The following is a 19112-nucleotide window of genomic DNA, read 5'->3' on the forward strand; positions in this document are numbered from 1 at the left end:
TTTGAGTGCATCAACCACATTAAAGACTTATAAATTAGTCAAAAGAATTAAAGCTGGGGGCTTCGACAAAGAGAAGCTCCCATCTTACTCTCTGTGTCTTCAGATAGGTACCAGAGATTTTTCATTTAGTGTGGTTAACAAACAGACTAATAGCTGTTTATACATTGAAGATTATCGTCTAGATAACATCAAGACGATCAACACCAGACTTGAAGCCATTCAGGAAATTGTGGCTAAACATCCATTTCTTGGTTCTGATCTTTGGGATAGCATCAAGCTAAGCTTCAAGACTCACAAATTTTCACTAGTACCTGCTTCTTATTTCCTTCCAGAAGCATCTAGCGACTATCTAGCTCTTAACGCTGAAATCAAAACCAAAATCGAAGAAGTATACTACTACAAGCATATTGCAAGTAGTGCTGTAAACATCTTCGCTAGTGATAAAAAAGTGATTTCATGGGCTAAGGATCAGTACAAGATCAAAAGTATTCAGGTGATTCATCAAGGTAGTGCCTTAATAGAAGGTATCCTTAAATACGATGATCACTCACATGAAAAAGCCATGTTCTGCTTTGTAGACAAAGGCCTTTTACACGTGGCAGTAAGCCAAAATCAAAAGCTTCAATTCTACAACCAATTTGCGGTTAGAAAGAGTGAAGACTTTCTAAAATACATCATGCTTGTTTTCAAAGAGCTGCGCATGTCGCCAAAAACAAGCAACCTTATTATTTGGGGTGCCATTAAAACAGACGCACCTCACATCGAATTATTGAAAAAATACATCCGAAACATCTCACTCGGAAGTAAACCGAATTTCCTAAAATTCGGGCCTGAGTTTGAAGAAGTTGAAGATCACAGATACTTCGACATCTACAGCATATTCCTCTGCGAATAATGAAAAAAGTAGCCATCTTTCCTGGATCATTTGACCCTTTTACTAAAGGTCATGAAGATATAGTACTTCGCAGTTTAAACCTGTTTGATGAAGTGATCATCGGCATAGGTCATAACAGCAAGAAAACCAGATACTTCGATCTAGATTATATGGTTAATAAGATTGAAGAAGCCTTCAAGGATTATGACAATGTCAAGGTGACGGTTTATGATGAACTGACAGCCATGATCGCTGAAAAATACAATGCTCAATTCCTTATCAGAGGTCTTAGAAATACGACCGACTTTGAATATGAGAATAGCATTTCTCAAATTAACAAGTATCTGAACACCACTTTGGAGACGGTATTTTTGATCACTTCACCTGAATTAGCTCCGATTAGCAGCAGTATTATCCGTGAAGTGCACAAATATGGAGGGGACGTAGAACCGTTTATCCCTTATAAACTCTGATCATGTATTTTTAGGAGTTTATGATACTCCTGAACAACTACCCTGATTGAGCGGTAAGAATTGTACAAAGCCGCACGCAATTCACTCAAGTTCATCCACCTCACTTCATCAATATCCTCCTCTACTTGAGGCCCCATATTGGTATCATCCACGCATTTCATTACATACCAGTGAGTCTTTTTAAGAACGTACTTCTTCTTATTGACATAGGTATGCCAGGTGGCATTGATCTTTTTCTCAATCCTAACCTTTACTCCAGTTTCTTCCTCTACCTCTCGCTCAGCACACTCGCGCTTCTTCTCCCCTTTTTCCATTTTACCTTTAGGAATATCCCATCGGCCCTTTCTGAAGATGAGTAAAATTTTGCCTTCTTTATCAACTACTCCACCCGCAGCCTCAATCACTTTAAACTTCCTCTTTATATATTGAATGATTGTTTCCTTGTCACCACTTGTAAACGTTATAGAATCAACCCCTTTCAGCTTATTATCGGTCATTACATGAAGCAACTCATCAACCTTTTCAGGAGAAGCATCATTGATGAGCACATCATCAATCAACTTTTTAGGCTTTATTTTGCTTGAAGCACCGTCTATCACCAGGTCGAACTCTTTGGAAGAGTCCAATTCTTCGTTACTGATAATACTAACAGGAATATCGTTTATAAATATTTTCACGAGAGGGTTAGCTTTGCACAAATAAAACATAAAATTACTGGGGTGTAAAAATCACACCGTAAGAATTTTCAAAAAATAATACTTCATGTCCATTCAAAAATTTGAAGATAACCTGGCCGTAGAAATTGCAAATGCTCTGGCTAGTATCCAAGCGATTAAAATTCAACCAGATAAGCCTTTCACCTGGGCTTCTGGATGGAAGTCTCCTATTTATTGTGATAATCGACTGAGTCTATCTTATCCAGCGATAAGAACCAAGGTAAAAGATGCGTTAGTAGCGCTTATCAAGAAACAATATCCTGAGGTAGAATGTATCGCAGGTGTGGCTACTGCAGGTATCCCACAAGGAGCGCTCGTTGCAGATGCCTTGGATATTCCTTTCATCTACATTCGCTCTAAGTCGAAAAGTCACGGAATGGAAAACATGATTGAAGGGGAAGCTAAAAAAGGAGCTAAAGTCGTTTTAATAGAAGATTTGATCTCTACAGGAGGAAGCTCACTTCAAGCAGCAGAAGCTGTACGTGCAGCAGGAATGGATGTATTAGGAATGGCTGCCATCTTCACGTATGGATTCCCAATATCTGAAGATAATTTCAAACAACACAATGTGGATCTCGCATACCTAAGTGATTATGAAACACTGATCGATCTGATGGTAAAGGATGGTCGTTTGAAAGAAGAGCAATTGGAAACTTTAAAGGCATGGAGAGACAATCCAGCTCAATGGGAGAATTAAAATTTCTCCTCTACTCCTAAGCCAAATAAAGCAAAATCATACTTGACTGGATCCTTTGGGTCCAGTCTCTTTAAATTTTCGGTCAGCTGAATAGCGGTGGTCCAATCTGTTTGCTTTCGCTGAATTAAACCAAGCTTCCTTCCTACCCGATCCACGTGCAGATCACATGGACATACTAATTGACTCATTTGGATATTGTTCCAGAGTCCAAAATCGACACCTTTGTCATCATTGCGTACCATCCACCTTAAGTACATATTCAATCGCTTACACGCTGATTTTCTAGCTGGACTGGGAATGTGTTTATACGTCCTTCTTGGGTGATCAGGTAATGCAAAAAAGTATTCAAAGAAGCCCTTCAAATGAGTTTCTACAGTAGTCGCACTGGAATCAGCCTTTATTGTAAACGCTGATTCAAGAGACTCATGCTGCTCATAATGAAACTTAAAAAACTCAATGAAATACAGTGCATCGGTCGAGTTGAAAGTCCTATGCTTGAAGTTGAGGAATGGTTTCAAATCATCTTCCTCATGATTTAAGATAAAGTCATATGGAGCATTATCCATCATTTGGAAAAACTCCTTGCACTTATTGATGATCGTTTTACGTTGACCCCAGGCCAAAACCGCTGCCACGAACCCAGCAATTTCAATATCCTGCTTTTTATTAAATAAATGCGGAATGGAAATAGGGTCGTTAGGAATAAAACCTGGCTGGTTGTATTCCTTTACCTTAAGATCTAAGAAATCCCTGAGTCTTTCGAAATCTTCCAAATCAATCTTCGAAATAGGAAACTTCCACCCTTGTCATTGGATCTATTACGCCCAATCGATCAAAGCAAATTGGAGTCAATCGTACCAGTACATTCTTATTTATGCCTGTCTCTGGCAATTTACCTACCACTTTCACAAAGATCTTTTGATTATTCATCAAGTTACGAACCTCTATCATCGCTCCTATAGGTAATGACCTATGTAGTGCCAAATACTTCTTGGTATCCACCACATCTTCAATCTTTCTAGCTGTTCCTTCTTCGATAATCTTCGTAAATCCACCTCCATCAGTCACCTTTCTTCTGGTTCCATAAGAAAGCTTCTCTACGTTCTTTCTTTTATTCAATTCGTCCTGATCAGGTTCTCCCTTAACAAGTAGCTTTTGACCAATTGTCAGATAAGTATTTGGCAGTTTATTCCAAATAACCAAGCTATCTGGTCTCACCTTATATTTAGCTGCAATAGTTTCGAGCAAATCACCAGTTTGTACATAGTAGATATTGAAACCTGCTGGAGCTTCTGGTTCTCTACTCTCCGATTTACGGTCATTACGACTTTTATCCTTGTCTTTTGACTTTTCTTTTGATGAAGATTTATTCGAATCTGCAAAAGTTGCATTTCCTGAAGAAGCAATGTTCAATACCTGACCAACAGAAATCTCATTGGTGGACAAGCCATTCCATTCTTTAATCTGATCAACCTTTACATTATAAAGCTTGCTGATAGCATAAAGCGTTTGACCAGGCTCTACTGTATGCAACTGACTAGAAACAGAACTAGCTAAAATGGTCTTTTCTGGCTCTGTGGATGGTTTGTTTGTAGTAGGAAAACGAAGCTCCTGACCCAGTGAAATGTTGTTGTCCGCAAGACCATTCACAGACTTCACCACAGGCAATTCACAACCATATCGTCTAGCTAGACTATATAATGTTTCCCCTTGTTCTACTTTATGAATAATGAAGTATTTTCCATCTTGGTTTTCGGTTCTCAGTGAATCCAACGAAGTTGCTTGAAGACCTAATGACGCTAAAGCAAAACACACGAAACACACAACTCTATAATTCAATCCCATTTATCTTTTTACTGTTTTCAATAAACACCAATACATTGTTAAGAATGAAGAAACCTCCAGAAGCAAACCCTTCCAACTGCTCATCTATTTTAGAAGCATAGTAGATCTCTCCTTCTTTAATCACAGTTATCCATCTATCAAACTTTGTACCTAAACGAACATAATGGCAAATTATGATGAAATCCTCTTCCTCATAATATTCACATCCTAATCCGCTAGGTTCCGTTTCCAAAAACTGTTCCACTAATTCACAACTCTCGGACCCCGCCTTGTAATATACCGGACTTCTAAGAATTATGTTTTCACTTGAGTCGAGCTGTTCCAATAAATAACTTTTTCGAACAGATGTATCTTTCGGATCAACACCGACCAATTCCTTTCCAGTGATGCTGTCATATTGAAATTGTGGAATTTCAGCCTCCAAAGACCTATTTACAACATGATATATTAAAATTGATTTAGCAGATGGGTCATTGGGATCCTCGTATTTCTCTAATAGAAAATAAGGATGTCTGTAAATCAGTGAATTGGTCCACAAATCACTCTTTTGTATATCAAATCCATCCTCTTCAACCGATCCATCCAGGTTAACTAAATGATAGTGAATGGACTGATTAGCTTCATCACGCACCTCCAAAATCATGTTACCAGTTCGTTGACAAAGCACTACCTGCCAGATTTTATTTGCTAAGTCTAAAGAAAACCGAAAAGTTGCTTCTGTCACGCGTAGAATCAAGTATTTTTATGAAAAATTAATGGTTGCAAAGTTAGACCAGCTGCTATGCTAAAAAAACATCTACCCATATTCTTCCTGATCTTTTTTAGCCATCTCGTAATGGCTCAGGACAGCACTACAACCAAAGTAATGCACTTAAAAGTTCAGGCTAATATAGACCCACGAACGAATCGATATACGGAACTAGGTTTGGAGCAAGCAGAAGAAATTGGAGCTGACTTGATCATTCTGGAGCTAGATACGTACGGTGGCGCACTTAACGATGCCGATGAAATCAGAACGAGGGTCTTAAATTTCGAAAAGCCTATTTATGCTTATATCAATAAAGATGCAGCATCAGCAGGTGCATTGATTTCTATAGCTTGTGACAGCATTTACATGGCTCCAGGCTCCAGTATAGGAGCAGCAACCGTAGTTACTCAAGACGGTGAGGCTGCTCCTGATAAATACCAGTCTTACATGCGGTCGATCATGCGATCAACAGCCGAAGCTACTGGTAGAAACCCAATAATAGCTGAAGGAATGGTGGACGAAGACATTGATTTGGACAGCATCGCTCAGGAAGGAAAGGTAATTACTTTTTCAGTTACTGAGGCGATGAAATATGGCTTTTGTGAAGCCAAGGTTAATTCTATTGAAGAAATACTCGAGCGTTCTGAAATCACCAATTACGAGTTGGTTTCATTCGAATTGGATACTTCAGATAAGATTATTGAGTTATTCTTGAATCCGTTCATTAGTGGAATATTAATACTAATTATCATCGGTGGAATATATTTTGAGCTGCAGACTCCAGGAGTAGGTTTCCCGATCGTTGCGTCTATAGTTGCCACCATATTATATTTCACTCCTTATTACTTGAATGGGCTTGCTGAGAACTGGGAAATCATCGCTTTCTTTATCGGAATTGTACTGATAGCTTTGGAGATATTCGTCATTCCTGGATTTGGGGTGGCTGGAATATCTGGCTTAATTCTAACCGTAGGTTCTCTGGTTTTAGTCATGCTGAATAATGACAGCTTTGACTTTTCATTCGTAAAAGGTGACGATCTATTCATAGCAGTAGCCACTACTCTTTTAGGTATGTTGGGAGCCATAATTATTATGTTCCTAGGTGGCGTCCGGCTAGCCAATAGCAAAGCATTCAAAAGAATCTCGCTACAAGACGTACAAGATCATGAACAAGGATTTACTTCAAGCTTCTATAAAGGCAAATCGATGGTTGGTAAATCTGGGAAAGCCTATACCATTCTAAGACCAAGTGGACGAGTAGAGATAGAAGGTGAAATCTATGATGCATTTACTCGTGGTAACTACATCGAAGCTGGTACCGAGATTGTAGTAATATCGGATGAAGGCACTTCATTAAAGGTGAAAGAAGCTGAATGAAGATTTTAGGTGTAATTCCTTCACGATATGCATCATCTAGATTTCCAGGAAAACCTTTGGTGGATATCCATGGAAAAACGATGATTCAGCGGGTCTATGAACAAGCGCTTCAAAGCTCCTCACTAGATGAATTAGTTGTTGCTACTGATGATCAGCGAATATTTGATGAAGTAATGCGCTTTGGAGGGAAAGCAATGATGACCAGTCCAGATCACAACAATGGAACCGAACGAAGTGCGGAAGTTGCTAGAATAAAAGACGGTTTTGATTATATCATCAATATCCAAGGAGACGAACCTCAAATACATCCGGATCAGATCACCATATTAGCTAATATGCTAAATGGAGATGTCGAGCTTGCAACTCTAGTGAAGCCCATTACAGACTATGAAGAATTGGATGATCCAGGAGAAATGAAAGTCATCTTTAATCAGCAGAATGAGGCGATTTATTTCAGCAGGACATGTATACCCTATTTACGTGACATTCAAAAGGTTGATCGTTTAAAGGCTCACAATTACTACAAGCACATCGGGATTTATGCTTACCGGGATGATATCTTACAGCAGATCGTCAAACTTCCACAGAGCACTTTAGAAATGGCGGAATCGCTGGAGCAATTACGATGGATTGAGAATGGTTATAAGATCCAGTTAGGTTTCACTAATTTAGAGAGCAGAATGATTGACACCCCAGCCGATCTGGCTAAACTTTTAAACGAAATACATTCATGAGAAAAGCGCTAAAAATACTCACCTGGGTACTGATGGTCGTTGCGCTAGTATTATTTTGGTTGTCACTAAGATCTACCGAAGGTAATTTCGAATACACTTTGTATGCACTTGGAGCAGTCACACTTGGCTGGATTTCCAATTATTTTTTGAAAAAGTATGAAAAAGAGAAGGAAGACTGACAAGTGCCTCAATTGTGGCTATGAATTAGATCCATCCTTTGACTATTGCCCAAAGTGTGGTCAGGAAAATAGTGATAACCAGATCTCTTTTGGCAGATTGATTGTGGAGTTTTTCTCCAATTATTTCTCCTTAGATTCTCGATTTGGCAGAAGTATAGCTCCATTCTTTTTCAAACCAGGTACGCTTACGTCAGAGTTCATGGATGGTAAGCGTGTGAAGTATGCCAATCCAATCCGACTGTATCTGGTAGTAAGTTTGATTCACTTCTTTGTGATGAACACTTACCTGGATATGAGCGCAACACATGGAAAAATTATCCCTGAAAATGCCAAGCCTGTTCAATTGGATTCTTTACAAGCAGCTATACAAGCCGACAGTTCTTTTCAGAAAGATATCAAACCGATCAAGAACTTCTTGCCTTTTGGCAATCTCGATTCATTGGAGTTTACATCTAAAACAGACACATCATCTTCCTTTTCTGATGATATGTCAACAGCATTTAAAATGTCTAATAATCGATTCACTGTTCAGGAAATAGAAGATTCCATCCACAATGAACAGAACCCTTACATAAGACAAAAACTGAATCGACAGATCATTAAAATCATGACCTCAGACTCTCATGAGATCAAGATGTTTATTGCTAAGAATATACCTATTCTGATATTCTTTTTATTACCTCTCTATGCGCTTATACTCAAGGTCTTCTTTAGTAAGAAATTGTATATTAATCACGTTGTACACAGCCTGCACATCCATTCATTGGTATTCATTTTACTGACTCTTTATTGGATAGTGAGGATGTTTTCGGAAGGAAGTGCAGAATTTATTGACTTCTATTTATTCCTGCTCGTATGTGTATATATCGTGTTGTCATTTAGAAACACCTATCACATTAGCACTCGTAAAGCTATTTTCAAAACATTGGGCACTGGGTTCATTTACTGGATGTTATTGATATTAGGAATGTTCCTAGAAATATTAGTAAGCCTTTCATTCTTTTAATTCTGTATGACTAATTATACTGCCAGAGCAGAACAGTTCAACAAAACATCTAATTCACATTCAAAACAAGCCTTTACCTTCTCACTTTTAAGAGGAGCTTCATTCATTGCGTTTATCATTTTCATGATACTGTATTTCAACAATGATCAAGTGATCTGGTTGATTTCGGGATTTGTAAGCATTGGATTGTTTAGCTCTCTTGTAGGAAGGCATCGGTTTCATGAAGATCAAAAGCTCTATTATCAAACACTAGTTGATATCAACCTGGAAGAGCTAAAAAGAACCAATCTCGTGCTTCATGATTTTGAAACTGGCGATCAATTCCTGGAAGAAAATCATCCCAATCAGCATGATTTGGATGTATTTGGATCTCATTCTCTCTATCAGCTTATCAATAGATCATCTACTCAGGATGGTCAAAAACTAATCGGTCAATGGCTTTCAAATCAACCTACAAGTGAAGAGGTGATCGAGAAGCAGGAGGCTGTGAAAGAACTAAGCAAGGACTTAGATTGGTTACAGAAACTGCAAGCCAATTCGAGAATTAGCGTTCGAAAAAAGAAAAAAAACGAGCCTACATTAAGAGCCGCCAATTTGATCGATTGGTCAACAATAAAAACGAATACTGGAAATCGTACAGTATGGTTTACTTTGATAGGTGTCCTGTTAATTGGGATCATCACTACAGGCGTCTTCATTGCTATAGATGCCATACCATATCAGTACATCTATGGTAATATTTTAGTCAATGCCATCGCATTGGGAATAGTTGCTAGAAAACTAAGTGTTGAAATAGTTGGAGCAGATAAAGCCCAATACTTGGTTACCTCCTATCTGGAGGTCCTAAAAGTGATCAACTCAAAAGACTATCAAAGTGCTCTCCCAAAGCGATTGAAGCAAGCCTTGACTAACCCGCATGATGCTGAGAAAGCAATAAGCCAACTTAGTAAAATCAGCCATAGAATTAGTTCTCGAGCAAATATGCTTTATCTGGTGGTAGACCTCTTGTTTTTAATTGACTTCTTTCTACTAATGAGTATCTATCAATGGAAGAAAACCAACAGCGAGCACATTGAAGAATGGCTTCAGGCAATTCATGAATTTGAGGCGTTGATGAGTATTGCTAGTTTTGCTGAGCAACACCCAACCTATCAATATCCAAAACTCGCATCAAGCATCTTCAAGTTAGACGGAAAGGAAATAGGTCATCCTTTGATTGGTAAAAGCGACAGAGTAAACAATGATTATTTTGTAGACGGAAAAGGCTCCGTAGACATTATCACAGGATCAAACATGTCTGGGAAATCAACCTTCCAGAGAACACTAGGGATCAATCTAATTCTCGCTCGAATAGGCGCGCCAGTATGTGCCTCTACGTTTGAGTTTAGCAATGTGGAAGTATTCACTAGCATGCGTACCAAGGACAATCTGAGTGAAAACACCAGCTCATTTTATGCTGAGTTAAAACGAATTACGCAACTTTTGAAGACTGTTGAAGACAAACCCACTTTCTTCCTACTAGATGAAATCCTAAAAGGAACGAACTCAGAAGACAGACATCTCGGAGCAATTGCCTTAGCTGAAAAGTTATCAACAAAAGAAGCATTTGGACTTATTAGCACACATGATTTAGCCTTAAGCGAATTGGAGAAGACCAATAAACATGTTAGAAATTACAGTTTCAATAGCCAAATAGATGGAAGTAAAATCAGTTTCGACTACACACTAACTCCTGGCCCTTGTAAAAGCTTCAATGCCTCTCAGCTCATGCGAAATATGGGAATAATTGATTAACCAATGAACGAACTGGTTTCCATCATTACTCCCTGTAAAAATGCAGAGCGCTGGTTGGAAGCTTGTTTTGAGTCCATTAAGAATCAGTCCTATACAAATTGGGAATGGATCGTCATTGATGACTCATCAACGGATGGCTCTTATAATATTCTTAAACGCCTTGCTAAATCAGATAACAAAGTCAAGGTTTTCAAGAATCCTGATCAAGGTATTATCGCTGCACTAAACAAAGGATTACAAAGCTCAATAGGCTCGTTTATCACAAGAATGGATGCTGATGACCTAATGCCTTCACAGCGAATAGAAAAGATGGTTAGTCGTCTTCAAACAAGCCCTGTTAAAACGGTGGTAACAGGTTTGGTCTCATACTTTAGTGACTCAGAAGTTAGTGAAGGATATCAGTCTTATGAAAAATGGATCAATGAGGTTAATGCCTCATCAACTCAGTGGAAGAATGTATATCGTGAATGTGTCATAGCGTCACCCAACTGGATGCTACGCAGAAATGATCTCCTATCTATTGGAGGGTTTGCTGATTTAGTTTATCCAGAAGACTATGATTTGGTATTCAAATGGTACCAACATCAATTTCAAGTCGAATGCATCGAAGAAGTTACCTTGTTTTGGAGAGAACATCCTGATAGAACTTCCAGAAACTCTGATCACTACCAGCAGCAAGCATTCTTTGAGCTAAAACTTAAACGGTTCATTGAACTTGACTACAAAGGTGAACCTTTGGTTATCTGGGGAGATAATGTTAAGTCCAAACTAGCTGAAACCATTTTAATGAAGCATGGAATAACTCCAATAGTTCAAAACCTCAACAATTATCAAGAAATAAAACACCTTCAATCTCCACAGCTATTGATTGCTGTCTGGCCAGATGAAAAGCAACGCGATCAAATAGAAAACTTCCTCAAGTCAAGCAACTTACATCAAGGCTTTGACTGGTGGTGGTTGTAATCAATAATCTGAGTACTCAGTTGGATAAAGTAGAAAAATGTCCGCGTGAGAAACGTTATTATCATAATACGAATTACCAATTAATTCTTTCCACTCAGGTGCATCACCAAATGATTTCCAATGTTCGTCTCTGCTTTCTTGATTTGAAAAGGTCGTCATGTACATCAGATTTGGCATTTTAGGACCTGAAATCACATCCGCATAGAAAACCGCATTGAAACCTAGTCGATCAAACAGCGCTACTTCACCGCCTTCATTGAACATTTCTACTTTGTTCAGATAGTAAGACTCTGTAGGTGATTCATAACTTCTCAACTCATAGATTCTATCTTTCCTTGATCCTTCTACAGAAGTTGGTTTCATGACAGGAAAATCTCTGAAGGCGCTTAAAAGAATAGATTCGATTCGCTTGTAAGGTGGATTATTGTGTGGCGCATTCAAATAACCAGCACCCTTAGACAGATAATCGTGATCACCAAGCAATGCCGTATCTAAGCTTAAAAAGGTCTCTAATCTGTTAAATGGAATGAGAACGTAGGTTTGAGGAACTGAATCTGATTCGGACAATCTCTTTTTAAAAACACCAATGTTTTGAATGCCTAACTTCTTCAAGCCAGGAAGAAACGCCTCCGCCAGGTATTCATCTGTTAGGCTTTGCTGCAGTTCTGAATCAAACGTATAAACCTTTAATTGATAGTATTCTTTTTGATCTGATGGTTCCTGATCGGTATCGGCTGATTGAGTGGGTGACTCACAGCTGAAGGTTCCTATAGCTGCAATAAAGAAAAAGATCAAAGTTCTCATCATCAAGTTGGATTGTTACACCGAACAAATTACGAATAATCTTGGTCTTCAACTCAAATTGATAATTGCTATCAATCAAAAAAAGGAGGCTTAAGCCTCCTCTTCTCCTCTTCATTATCCAACCAATAGCTGCCTACCGGTTTGATTTCTTATATAGGTGCTTATGGACTTTATTTCCGCTTTCATCGGTATACCAGGGACTTTTGGACTTCCCTTGTACAAAATCTACAAAACGTGGATAAGCTTGTGAAATTTGCACTTTTTCCTTCGGGTATTCCCAAGAAACAGGAATCTCTATTACCCATGGTAAATTATTTTCTGTCAAGAAAAATTTACCTTCACCTGGCCTGGTATCATCAGCGGCTTGTCCAATCCAGGATTCATCAAATAAACTTGTGTAGGCTCTTCCTGGCTTATGCACTTCACGTCCTTCCTCTTGATCGATTCGAATGTATTCATCAACTTCAAAATCATCCACACTAACCTGCCCATTTAGTAACACTACCAATGAAATCTCAATAGGATCTTGGTATGATCTTGCACTATCAGTATTTATAAAACCACCAGTATTAAACCCTTGTTTGATATGTTTAAACCTTATTTCGGTCTTATTTTCCAATTTATGCAGTTCATAATTTAGTCCTCCATCAACAATTTGCTCAATGGATATACCTATTGATGCTCCAGGATCTGAAAAACTTATGCACAGGTCATTTTCGAATATTGCTCCTATTGCTTCAACATTGATGTCATAAATAATTTGAGTCACTTTATCATTAGCATTAGCGTAAAGCTCTGCATTATGAGAAATTACTAAATCATTGAAGTCAAAATCACCTAAATATGGCCACATATCTTCGAATGCAAAGGTAGAATACGCATTCTGCGCAGGAATGTAAGTTACGGAAGCAATATCAGTATCATTAGGCACAATATCTGCATGATCATCTACTCCATCATTGTCAGAATCTAATGATGAAGTCATGCATGGATTAATAAATGTTACTAATTCTGTACTGATCGTATGCGGTGATGTTTTACAGTCAGCAACAACAGAGAAACCTCTAATCAAACTCATATCAAAATCTTCATAAGAAAAGAACCATTGATTATTATTGGAATTAACACTTTGTTGATCCGGTGTTGTTCTCTCAACACTTCCATCCAATTTGTTAACATCAATATAGGATATAGATGCGCTAGACTTTATGAAAACTCCATCTTCTCTACACCGAATTTGAGTTGCGTTGCCTAAAAAGGAAGTACAAGCTGGAGTACCTCCAGTACGAGCACCTGTCTCATCAAAGAATGAATCTGCAACTTCCAAGTCTGTCATCGAAATAGTTAAATTCCCTTCAGATACATCAAAATATTTCGAATTACCCTGGTACTTGGTATAAAGGAATAATTTCTCAATATGTAGAGGTCGGTCAATTTGAACATCAATACCATCGTTCAAACTCGTATAACCAACTCGAAGAGCATAGACACTATCACGATAATCGGTTCCAACTATTGCAAATTGAATAGTTTCGACCATAGACATCCTGGAAGAACCATTGGTAAAGTCAATATGAACGCTTTGATCAGGAGACATTTCATAATTAAATCCATCAGGCACTTTCCATTTCGACATATCTGCCCCATCAATATCTAACAATTCCACGTTGGTTCTTTGTACACATCCATATGTTAGATAAATCGCTATAACCAACAACATTTCAATCTTCTTCATATCTCCTCACATTTAGGTAATGCAAGCATATAAAGCTTCAGTTATGAAATCCCTACTCATTCGATTAATGGACTTATCTCACAGTTAACCTGCAATATGCTTCATGTATACCACCTTGATTCGTAGATTCGTAGTATGGAAAATGCTATCTATTTAAAAGCACTGGATTTGGAAAAAAGAGGACAATGGGATGCTGCCCATGAACTCATTCAAGATCTACCTGATAAAAATGCGGCATGGATTCATGCATACCTCCACCGAAAAGAAGGAGATCAATGGAATGCCGAGTATTGGTATAAAAGAGCAGGTCAATCTGTATTTACTGGCTCATTAGATGAAGAATGGCGTCATATTTATGATTCGTTATCATAACCATCTCTAAAAGGAAACCGAAATCAATTAAAAAACTGAGAAAATTCTTGAATTAAAAAACTAGAGGCCGTTCAAATTATGTTTGAACGGCCTCTTTTTAGAACAAGATTAAAATCGATTAATTACCATAACCGTCGTTCTGCTGAAGACCTGGATTGATATTGCGCTCTCTATCTGGAATTGGGAAAACCAATTCAGGAGCACTATAAGAGAAGCCATCAGATGATCCTTGAAGTCTTTTAATTTCATGGATACTGTGCCCTTCAAATGCTAATTCAAGCTTTCTTTCATTTAAAATATCAGCCAAAGTAGGCGTTGTTATATCACCTAAACCTGCCCTGTTTCTGATCATATTCAAGTCACTTGCAGGAGTAGCTCCAACAGCTGTCCCTTCTCTGAAGTTTGATTCGGCTCTAGTCAAATAAAGCTCCGCTAGACGGATAAAAGTAACATTTGCAAACTGGTCAGTCCATTTAGATGTTCTGGTATCTCCAGTTGCAGCATCTGTGTAGAAGAACGATCCTCTATCATCACCAGCTTCATATAAGTTCAAGTGTTTCGCAAATATTTCAATATCTCCTCTTCCTCCTAAAGATGAAGAAGCGAAGAATAACTGCATGTTATTTGCACCATCCTGAGTTGTAACCTGGATTGAGAATACATCTTCTATTCCATTAGACTGATTATTGAAAGCTGCATCAAATGAACCTTCTAAGTCATATATTCCATCTGCAGCGGTCAGAGCAGCATCTGACGCATCACGAGCTGACGCATAATCACCTTGTTGCAGGTATACTCGTGACAACAATGCTCCAGCAGCTACACTATTGGCATATACACCATTATCAGCCGGCAAATTAGCAGCTGCAAAACTTAGGTCGTCAATAACAAAATCATAAACCGCCGACACTGTTGCTCTATCAACTGGATTTACATCATTTGGCTCTGTTACCAATGGCACACCCAAGTTTGTAGCTGGATCGCCATCAGAGTATGATGGACCAAAGAACAACACCAATTCAAAGTACATCATCCCGCGAATAAACCTAGCTTCCGCTTCCACTGTTGATCTATCTTCTTCATTTACCACATCTAAAGCAGCTAGAATGTTGTTGGTAATGTTAATAGTTCTGTAACCATCTAACCATAAGTCAGCTACATCTCCATTGATAACAGTGATTTCCTTTCTCCATATATCAGAAGGATCACCGAAAGTACCTGAAAACTGAAGCTCGTCATCCGCACCCAGCAATTCGGAATTTCTTTGCGTATTTCCTCCAAAAAGGTCTGTATCGCTCAATGCATCATAAGCTCCTACCAATACCGTTTTTACATTGGCATCGGTGTTCAGAGCAATTGAATTATCAATATCCTGAGGTGGATTTAGATCCAACTCATCTGTACATGAGCCCAAAATCAACAGGCTCAGAAATAGAATAGAATATATTTTAATATTTTTCATATGTCTGTTCATTTTAGATTAAAAACCTAGCTTAACACCGAAAGTAAACGTCTTTGCCTGAGGAGCAGAATAGAAATCGTTTCCAAGGAAAATGTTACTAGCTAGGTAATCCGTATTCACTTCAGGGTCCCAACCGTCATAGTCAGTAATGGTGATTAAATTCTGTCCACTGAAATAAACCCTTGCAGAAGAAATAAATGAATTACCTAGAATGCTTCTTGGGAAATTGTAACCAAATGTCAAAGTCTTCAATCTTACGTATGACGCGTCCGACAAGTATCTGCTTGAAGTCTGAGCTCCATTGTTGGCATAAAGTCTGGCCTGAGGCACATCAGTAATATCACCTGGCTGTTGCCATCTATCCAATTGATCAGCAGTTTGGTTATCCTCATAACGCGCATTGGCAGTCATGAAAGTACCTCCACCCAGGAATACTTTATTTCCTTCCTGACCTTGAATCAAGATGCTCAAGTCAAATCCTTTAAATTTGAAGTTGTTAGTCCATCCATAAATAAAATCAGGGTTTGGATTTCCAAGTACTTTTGATTCAGCAAGGTTATAATTATCAGTAACATATCTATCTCCTAAATGGTCTACAGTAAAAGCACTACCATCATTTAGTTCTTCCTCTGAAGGATCTCTGTTGAGATAGAATATTGCATCTCCATTTTCTGGATTAGCTCCAGCGAATTCAACACCATAATGAACACCTATTGCCTCACCTACGATTATGGCATTCATGTATCTTGAACTAGTTGGACCAATTTGCTCTGTATCACCGTAAAGTTTGGTTACCTTATTTTGGTTAGCAGCATAGTTCAAACTGGTACTCCAGGAAAATGCACTTCCTTTGATCAGGTCATAATTTAAAACTACTTCAACACCAGAGTTTTGTAACTCTCCAATGTTTTGTGTTTGAGTACTAAAACCAGATGTTCCCAAAACTGGTACATTCAATAACAAGTCTGTTGTATTCTTTTTGTAGTAGTCCAACTCTCCTGACAATCTATCTCCAAATAGTCCAAAGTCAACTCCTATATCTACTTGTGCTGTTTTCTCCCACTCCAAGTCTGGATTAGGGATTTGAGAAGGGATAAGTGCTGACTGACCGTTGTAACCCGCAGCTACGTAAGTTCCAAAATGGTCATAATTACCAATACCGGCGTTACCAGTCAAGCCATAACTGGCCCTTAACTTTAAGAAACTCAAAACATCTGAGCTACCCAAAAAACCTTCATTACTTATGATCCACCCAACAGAAGCTGCAGGGAAGAAACCATATCTATTGTTCTCACCAAACCTTGAAGATGCATCCATTCTTCCACTAACACCTAATAGGTATTTGTCTTGAAGCTTATAATTCAATCTTCCAAAGTAGGATAAGAACGAATATTCGTTTAGAGTACCTGACCAATCTGCAACTTCAGCCGCAGAACTCAATGTTTTCAACTCATCCAATGGGTAACCCTGACCAGCAGTCAGAGTCTGATGTCTCGTTGATTTCTGAAACTCTGTACCTAATGTAAAGTCAATAGAGTGAACATCGAATACCTTACTGTAATTAGCATAAAGTCTAGAGGTATAATTGAATATTCTCACCCATCTATCCTGTCCATAACCACCAACAGACAGTCCTGCTTCTGTAACACTGTTTTGATATCTCTGCTCTAACTGAGTCAATAAATCAAATCCATACTCCCCAGTAATACTCAAACCATCCACTACATCGTATGTAGCACTAGTATTGACCAAATTTCTAAAGACAGTGGTCGTAAAATCTGAATTCTCTTCCTCCATTGTAGCTGGATAATAGAACATCGCTGGGTTTACTGTATTGTCATAAAGATTACCTTCTTCATCTCTAACCGGTGTAATAGGTGCCTGAGCTATCAACTGAAGAGGAGTCGAGAATGCATTATCATCGGTTACTCGATTGTTTAATGACCTGCTAATACCTACATTCACACCTACAGTAAGTTTTTCAGAGATATCATGATCAAGGTTTAATCTACCAGAGATTCTTTGAAAGCTGTTACCAATTAATATTCCATCTTGATCAGTTACTGAACCACTAAAGAAAAATCTAGTATTATCACTTCCACCTCTAGCGGATAAGTCATAACTCTGGACTGACGCATCTTGAAATGCTTCTTCTTGCCAGTCTGTTCCTTCCCAATTAGGATTATTCGCAATCTCTTCTCTCCAATCTACATGACCTGACAAATAATCAAATGTACCTTCCATATATTCCAACCATGAACCAGCATAATCATCAGGATTATTAATTGGATCAAAGCCATCCGCCAAATCGTTATTATAGGCAGCTTCCCTAAACAACTCTATGTATTGACCTGCATTGATAAAATCACGTTTTCTGGTTGGTTTACTAAAACCGAATTGTGCGTTGAAGTTAAACTGAGTCTTTCCAGCTTTTCCTTGTTTGGTTGTGATTAACACTACACCATTGGATCCTCTAGAACCATAAATAGCAGCAGAAGATGCATCCTTCAATATCTCTATAGAAGCGATATCATTGAAGTTAATATCCGAAAGCGGATTAGTCGCTGCTGATGTCAAAGATTGATTATCTGTAGTAATCGGTATACCATCCACCACATACAGTGGTTCGTTACTTGCTGAAATGGACGATGCCCCTCGCACGCGAATATTGATTCCTCCACCAACTTTACCATTTTGAGAGGTGATTTGTACACCAGCTGTTCTCCCTTGAATGGCTTGTTCGAACGATGGAACTGGAATATTTTCAATGTCTTCACCTGAAACCTGAGCTACATTACCGGTTAAGTCCTGCTTTATCTGAGTTCCATAACCTACAACGACTACCTCAGATAACTCAGTAACATCCTCTGACAAAGTCACATTAATTACTGACTGAGCTCCAATTTCCACTTCTTGTGATTCAAATCCAATAAACCTGAATACAAGTGTTCCTCCATTTTCCGGTACTGATAAACGGAAATTACCATCCAAATCCGTAGTAGTACCGTTGGTTGAACCTTTTACCAAGACATTAACTCCGGGTAATGTGGAGCCTGCCTCATCGCTAATAGTACCAGTCACGACCCGCTGCGCCAGAGCAGCAAAGCTCGTGAAGAGTACAGCCATACTCATAAGTAAAGCTTTCTTCATAGTCTACATTTTTAGTTAAACTGAATTATTAATTACTCAATAATAAAAGGCTTAAATTAGTGATAACAGTAGATTTATACCCATTTAATATGAAGCATCATACTAATTCTTGATTTTTCCACCGAAATGCTAATTACTCACCCTTAATACATCCTTAACAATTAAAAAATACAACCCCCTATG

At 38.4% G+C, this 19112-nt stretch carries 18 protein-coding genes; 10 read left to right on the forward strand and 8 right to left on the reverse strand.

Annotation, left to right across the window (positions count from 1 at the left end):
* The first annotated feature begins 1 nt into the window (after window position 1).
* Window positions 2–895: a DUF3822 family protein gene (locus NXS00_RS04125; protein WP_258097846.1), complete on the forward strand. Its 894-nt coding sequence runs from the start codon at window positions 2–4 to the stop codon at window positions 893–895.
* Complete coding sequence (coaD, locus tag NXS00_RS04130) at window positions 895–1347, forward strand: pantetheine-phosphate adenylyltransferase (RefSeq protein ID WP_258097847.1); 453 nt, start codon at window positions 895–897, stop codon at window positions 1345–1347. The genes NXS00_RS04125 and coaD overlap by 1 nt, the downstream gene beginning before the upstream one ends.
* Here the strand turns inward: coaD and NXS00_RS04135 are convergent.
* Window positions 1335–2024: an NUDIX domain-containing protein gene (locus NXS00_RS04135; RefSeq protein WP_258097848.1), complete on the reverse strand. Its 690-nt coding sequence runs from the start codon at window positions 2022–2024 to the stop codon at window positions 1335–1337. The two genes, coaD and NXS00_RS04135, sit on opposite strands and share 13 nt — an antisense overlap.
* Before the next feature lie 85 nt (window positions 2025–2109).
* Here NXS00_RS04135 and pyrE point away from each other — a divergent pair, with 85 nt between their 5' ends.
* Window positions 2110–2760 (forward strand): orotate phosphoribosyltransferase, encoded by a 651-nt coding sequence (pyrE, locus tag NXS00_RS04140; protein WP_308708514.1) that lies wholly within the window; start codon window positions 2110–2112, stop codon window positions 2758–2760.
* On the opposite strand, the gene NXS00_RS04145 is transcribed toward pyrE, so the two are convergent.
* From NXS00_RS04145 to NXS00_RS04155, 3 genes are read right to left on the reverse strand one after another with little or no spacing between them, the layout of a single operon-like run.
* Entirely contained in the window at window positions 2757–3533 is a 777-nt protein-coding gene (locus tag NXS00_RS04145) for a TIGR02757 family protein (protein ID WP_258097849.1), read from the reverse strand. The two genes, pyrE and NXS00_RS04145, sit on opposite strands and share 4 nt — an antisense overlap.
* Window position 3534: 1 nt before the next feature.
* Complete coding sequence (locus tag NXS00_RS04150; protein WP_258097850.1) at window positions 3535–4605, reverse strand: LysM peptidoglycan-binding domain-containing protein; 1071 nt, start codon at window positions 4603–4605, stop codon at window positions 3535–3537.
* Window positions 4589–5329, reverse strand: a complete 741-nt coding sequence (locus tag NXS00_RS04155) for a hypothetical protein (RefSeq protein WP_258097851.1) — start codon at window positions 5327–5329, stop codon at window positions 4589–4591. The genes NXS00_RS04150 and NXS00_RS04155 overlap by 17 nt, the downstream gene beginning before the upstream one ends.
* A gap of 57 nt (window positions 5330–5386) precedes the next feature.
* On the opposite strand from NXS00_RS04155, the gene NXS00_RS04160 reads away from it, so the two are divergent.
* From NXS00_RS04160 to NXS00_RS04185, 6 genes are read left to right on the forward strand one after another with little or no spacing between them, the layout of a single operon-like run.
* Window positions 5387–6730 (forward strand): NfeD family protein, encoded by a 1344-nt coding sequence (locus NXS00_RS04160; protein WP_258097852.1) that lies wholly within the window; start codon window positions 5387–5389, stop codon window positions 6728–6730.
* Window positions 6727–7464 (forward strand): 3-deoxy-manno-octulosonate cytidylyltransferase, encoded by a 738-nt coding sequence (gene kdsB, locus NXS00_RS04165; protein WP_258097853.1) that lies wholly within the window; start codon window positions 6727–6729, stop codon window positions 7462–7464. The genes NXS00_RS04160 and kdsB overlap by 4 nt, the downstream gene beginning before the upstream one ends.
* Window positions 7461–7643: a hypothetical protein gene (locus NXS00_RS04170; RefSeq protein ID WP_258097854.1), complete on the forward strand. Its 183-nt coding sequence runs from the start codon at window positions 7461–7463 to the stop codon at window positions 7641–7643. Before kdsB ends, NXS00_RS04170 begins: the two co-directional genes overlap by 4 nt.
* Window positions 7621–8649, forward strand: a complete 1029-nt coding sequence (locus NXS00_RS04175) for a DUF3667 domain-containing protein (protein WP_258097855.1) — start codon at window positions 7621–7623, stop codon at window positions 8647–8649. The genes NXS00_RS04170 and NXS00_RS04175 overlap by 23 nt, the downstream gene beginning before the upstream one ends.
* A gap of 6 nt (window positions 8650–8655) precedes the next feature.
* Entirely contained in the window at window positions 8656–10443 is a 1788-nt protein-coding gene (locus NXS00_RS04180) for a MutS-related protein (protein WP_258097856.1), read from the forward strand.
* Between the two features lie 3 nt (window positions 10444–10446).
* Window positions 10447–11406, forward strand: a complete 960-nt coding sequence (locus NXS00_RS04185; protein WP_258097857.1) for a glycosyltransferase family 2 protein — start codon at window positions 10447–10449, stop codon at window positions 11404–11406.
* Here the strand turns inward: NXS00_RS04185 and NXS00_RS04190 are convergent, their stop codons facing one another.
* On the reverse strand, window positions 11407–12213 hold the full coding sequence (locus NXS00_RS04190) for an NIPSNAP family protein (RefSeq protein ID WP_258097858.1): 807 nt from the start codon (window positions 12211–12213) through the stop codon (window positions 11407–11409). It lies immediately after the preceding gene.
* 130 nt (window positions 12214–12343) lie between these two features.
* Complete coding sequence (locus tag NXS00_RS04195) at window positions 12344–13945, reverse strand: LruC domain-containing protein (protein WP_258097859.1); 1602 nt, start codon at window positions 13943–13945, stop codon at window positions 12344–12346.
* Window positions 13946–14080: 135 nt separating this feature from the next.
* On the opposite strand from NXS00_RS04195, the gene NXS00_RS04200 reads away from it, so the two are divergent.
* Complete coding sequence (locus NXS00_RS04200; protein ID WP_258097860.1) at window positions 14081–14317, forward strand: hypothetical protein; 237 nt, start codon at window positions 14081–14083, stop codon at window positions 14315–14317.
* Between the two features lie 118 nt (window positions 14318–14435).
* On the opposite strand, the gene NXS00_RS04205 is transcribed toward NXS00_RS04200, so the two are convergent.
* Both NXS00_RS04205 and NXS00_RS04210 read right to left on the reverse strand, forming a co-directional pair.
* A complete protein-coding gene (locus NXS00_RS04205; protein WP_258097861.1) occupies window positions 14436–15779 on the reverse strand; it encodes a RagB/SusD family nutrient uptake outer membrane protein in 1344 nt (447 codons plus the stop codon).
* An 18-nt stretch (window positions 15780–15797) separates the two neighbouring features.
* Window positions 15798–18929, reverse strand: a complete 3132-nt coding sequence (locus tag NXS00_RS04210; RefSeq protein WP_258097862.1) for a SusC/RagA family TonB-linked outer membrane protein — start codon at window positions 18927–18929, stop codon at window positions 15798–15800.
* Window positions 18930–19112 lie beyond the last annotated feature (183 nt).

The organism is Marinoscillum pacificum (assembly GCF_024714495.1).
GTDB classification, from domain to species: Bacteria; Bacteroidota; Bacteroidia; order Cytophagales; family Cyclobacteriaceae; genus Marinoscillum; species Marinoscillum pacificum.

What these genes read in the sequence shown, in the direction of transcription:
- NXS00_RS04210 (WP_258097862.1), bottom strand. Translation starts at nt 18,929, where the DNA reads ATGAAGAAAGCTTTACTTATGAGTATGGCTGTACTCTTCACGAGCTTT.
- NXS00_RS04160 (WP_258097852.1), top strand. Translation starts at nt 5,387, where the DNA reads ATGCTAAAAAAACATCTACCCATATTCTTCCTGATCTTTTTTAGCCAT.
- kdsB (WP_258097853.1), top strand. Translation starts at nt 6,727, where the DNA reads ATGAAGATTTTAGGTGTAATTCCTTCACGATATGCATCATCTAGATTT.
- coaD (WP_258097847.1), top strand. Translation starts at nt 895, where the DNA reads ATGAAAAAAGTAGCCATCTTTCCTGGATCATTTGACCCTTTTACTAAA.
- NXS00_RS04170 (WP_258097854.1), top strand. Translation starts at nt 7,461, where the DNA reads ATGAGAAAAGCGCTAAAAATACTCACCTGGGTACTGATGGTCGTTGCG.
- NXS00_RS04200 (WP_258097860.1), top strand. Translation starts at nt 14,081, where the DNA reads ATGGAAAATGCTATCTATTTAAAAGCACTGGATTTGGAAAAAAGAGGA.
- NXS00_RS04195 (WP_258097859.1), bottom strand. Translation starts at nt 13,945, where the DNA reads ATGAAGAAGATTGAAATGTTGTTGGTTATAGCGATTTATCTAACATAT.
- NXS00_RS04150 (WP_258097850.1), bottom strand. Translation starts at nt 4,605, where the DNA reads ATGGGATTGAATTATAGAGTTGTGTGTTTCGTGTGTTTTGCTTTAGCG.
- NXS00_RS04180 (WP_258097856.1), top strand. Translation starts at nt 8,656, where the DNA reads ATGACTAATTATACTGCCAGAGCAGAACAGTTCAACAAAACATCTAAT.
- NXS00_RS04175 (WP_258097855.1), top strand. Translation starts at nt 7,621, where the DNA reads ATGAAAAAGAGAAGGAAGACTGACAAGTGCCTCAATTGTGGCTATGAA.
- NXS00_RS04185 (WP_258097857.1), top strand. Translation starts at nt 10,447, where the DNA reads ATGAACGAACTGGTTTCCATCATTACTCCCTGTAAAAATGCAGAGCGC.
- NXS00_RS04190 (WP_258097858.1), bottom strand. Translation starts at nt 12,213, where the DNA reads ATGATGAGAACTTTGATCTTTTTCTTTATTGCAGCTATAGGAACCTTC.
- NXS00_RS04205 (WP_258097861.1), bottom strand. Translation starts at nt 15,779, where the DNA reads ATGAAAAATATTAAAATATATTCTATTCTATTTCTGAGCCTGTTGATT.
- pyrE (WP_308708514.1), top strand. Translation starts at nt 2,110, where the DNA reads ATGTCCATTCAAAAATTTGAAGATAACCTGGCCGTAGAAATTGCAAAT.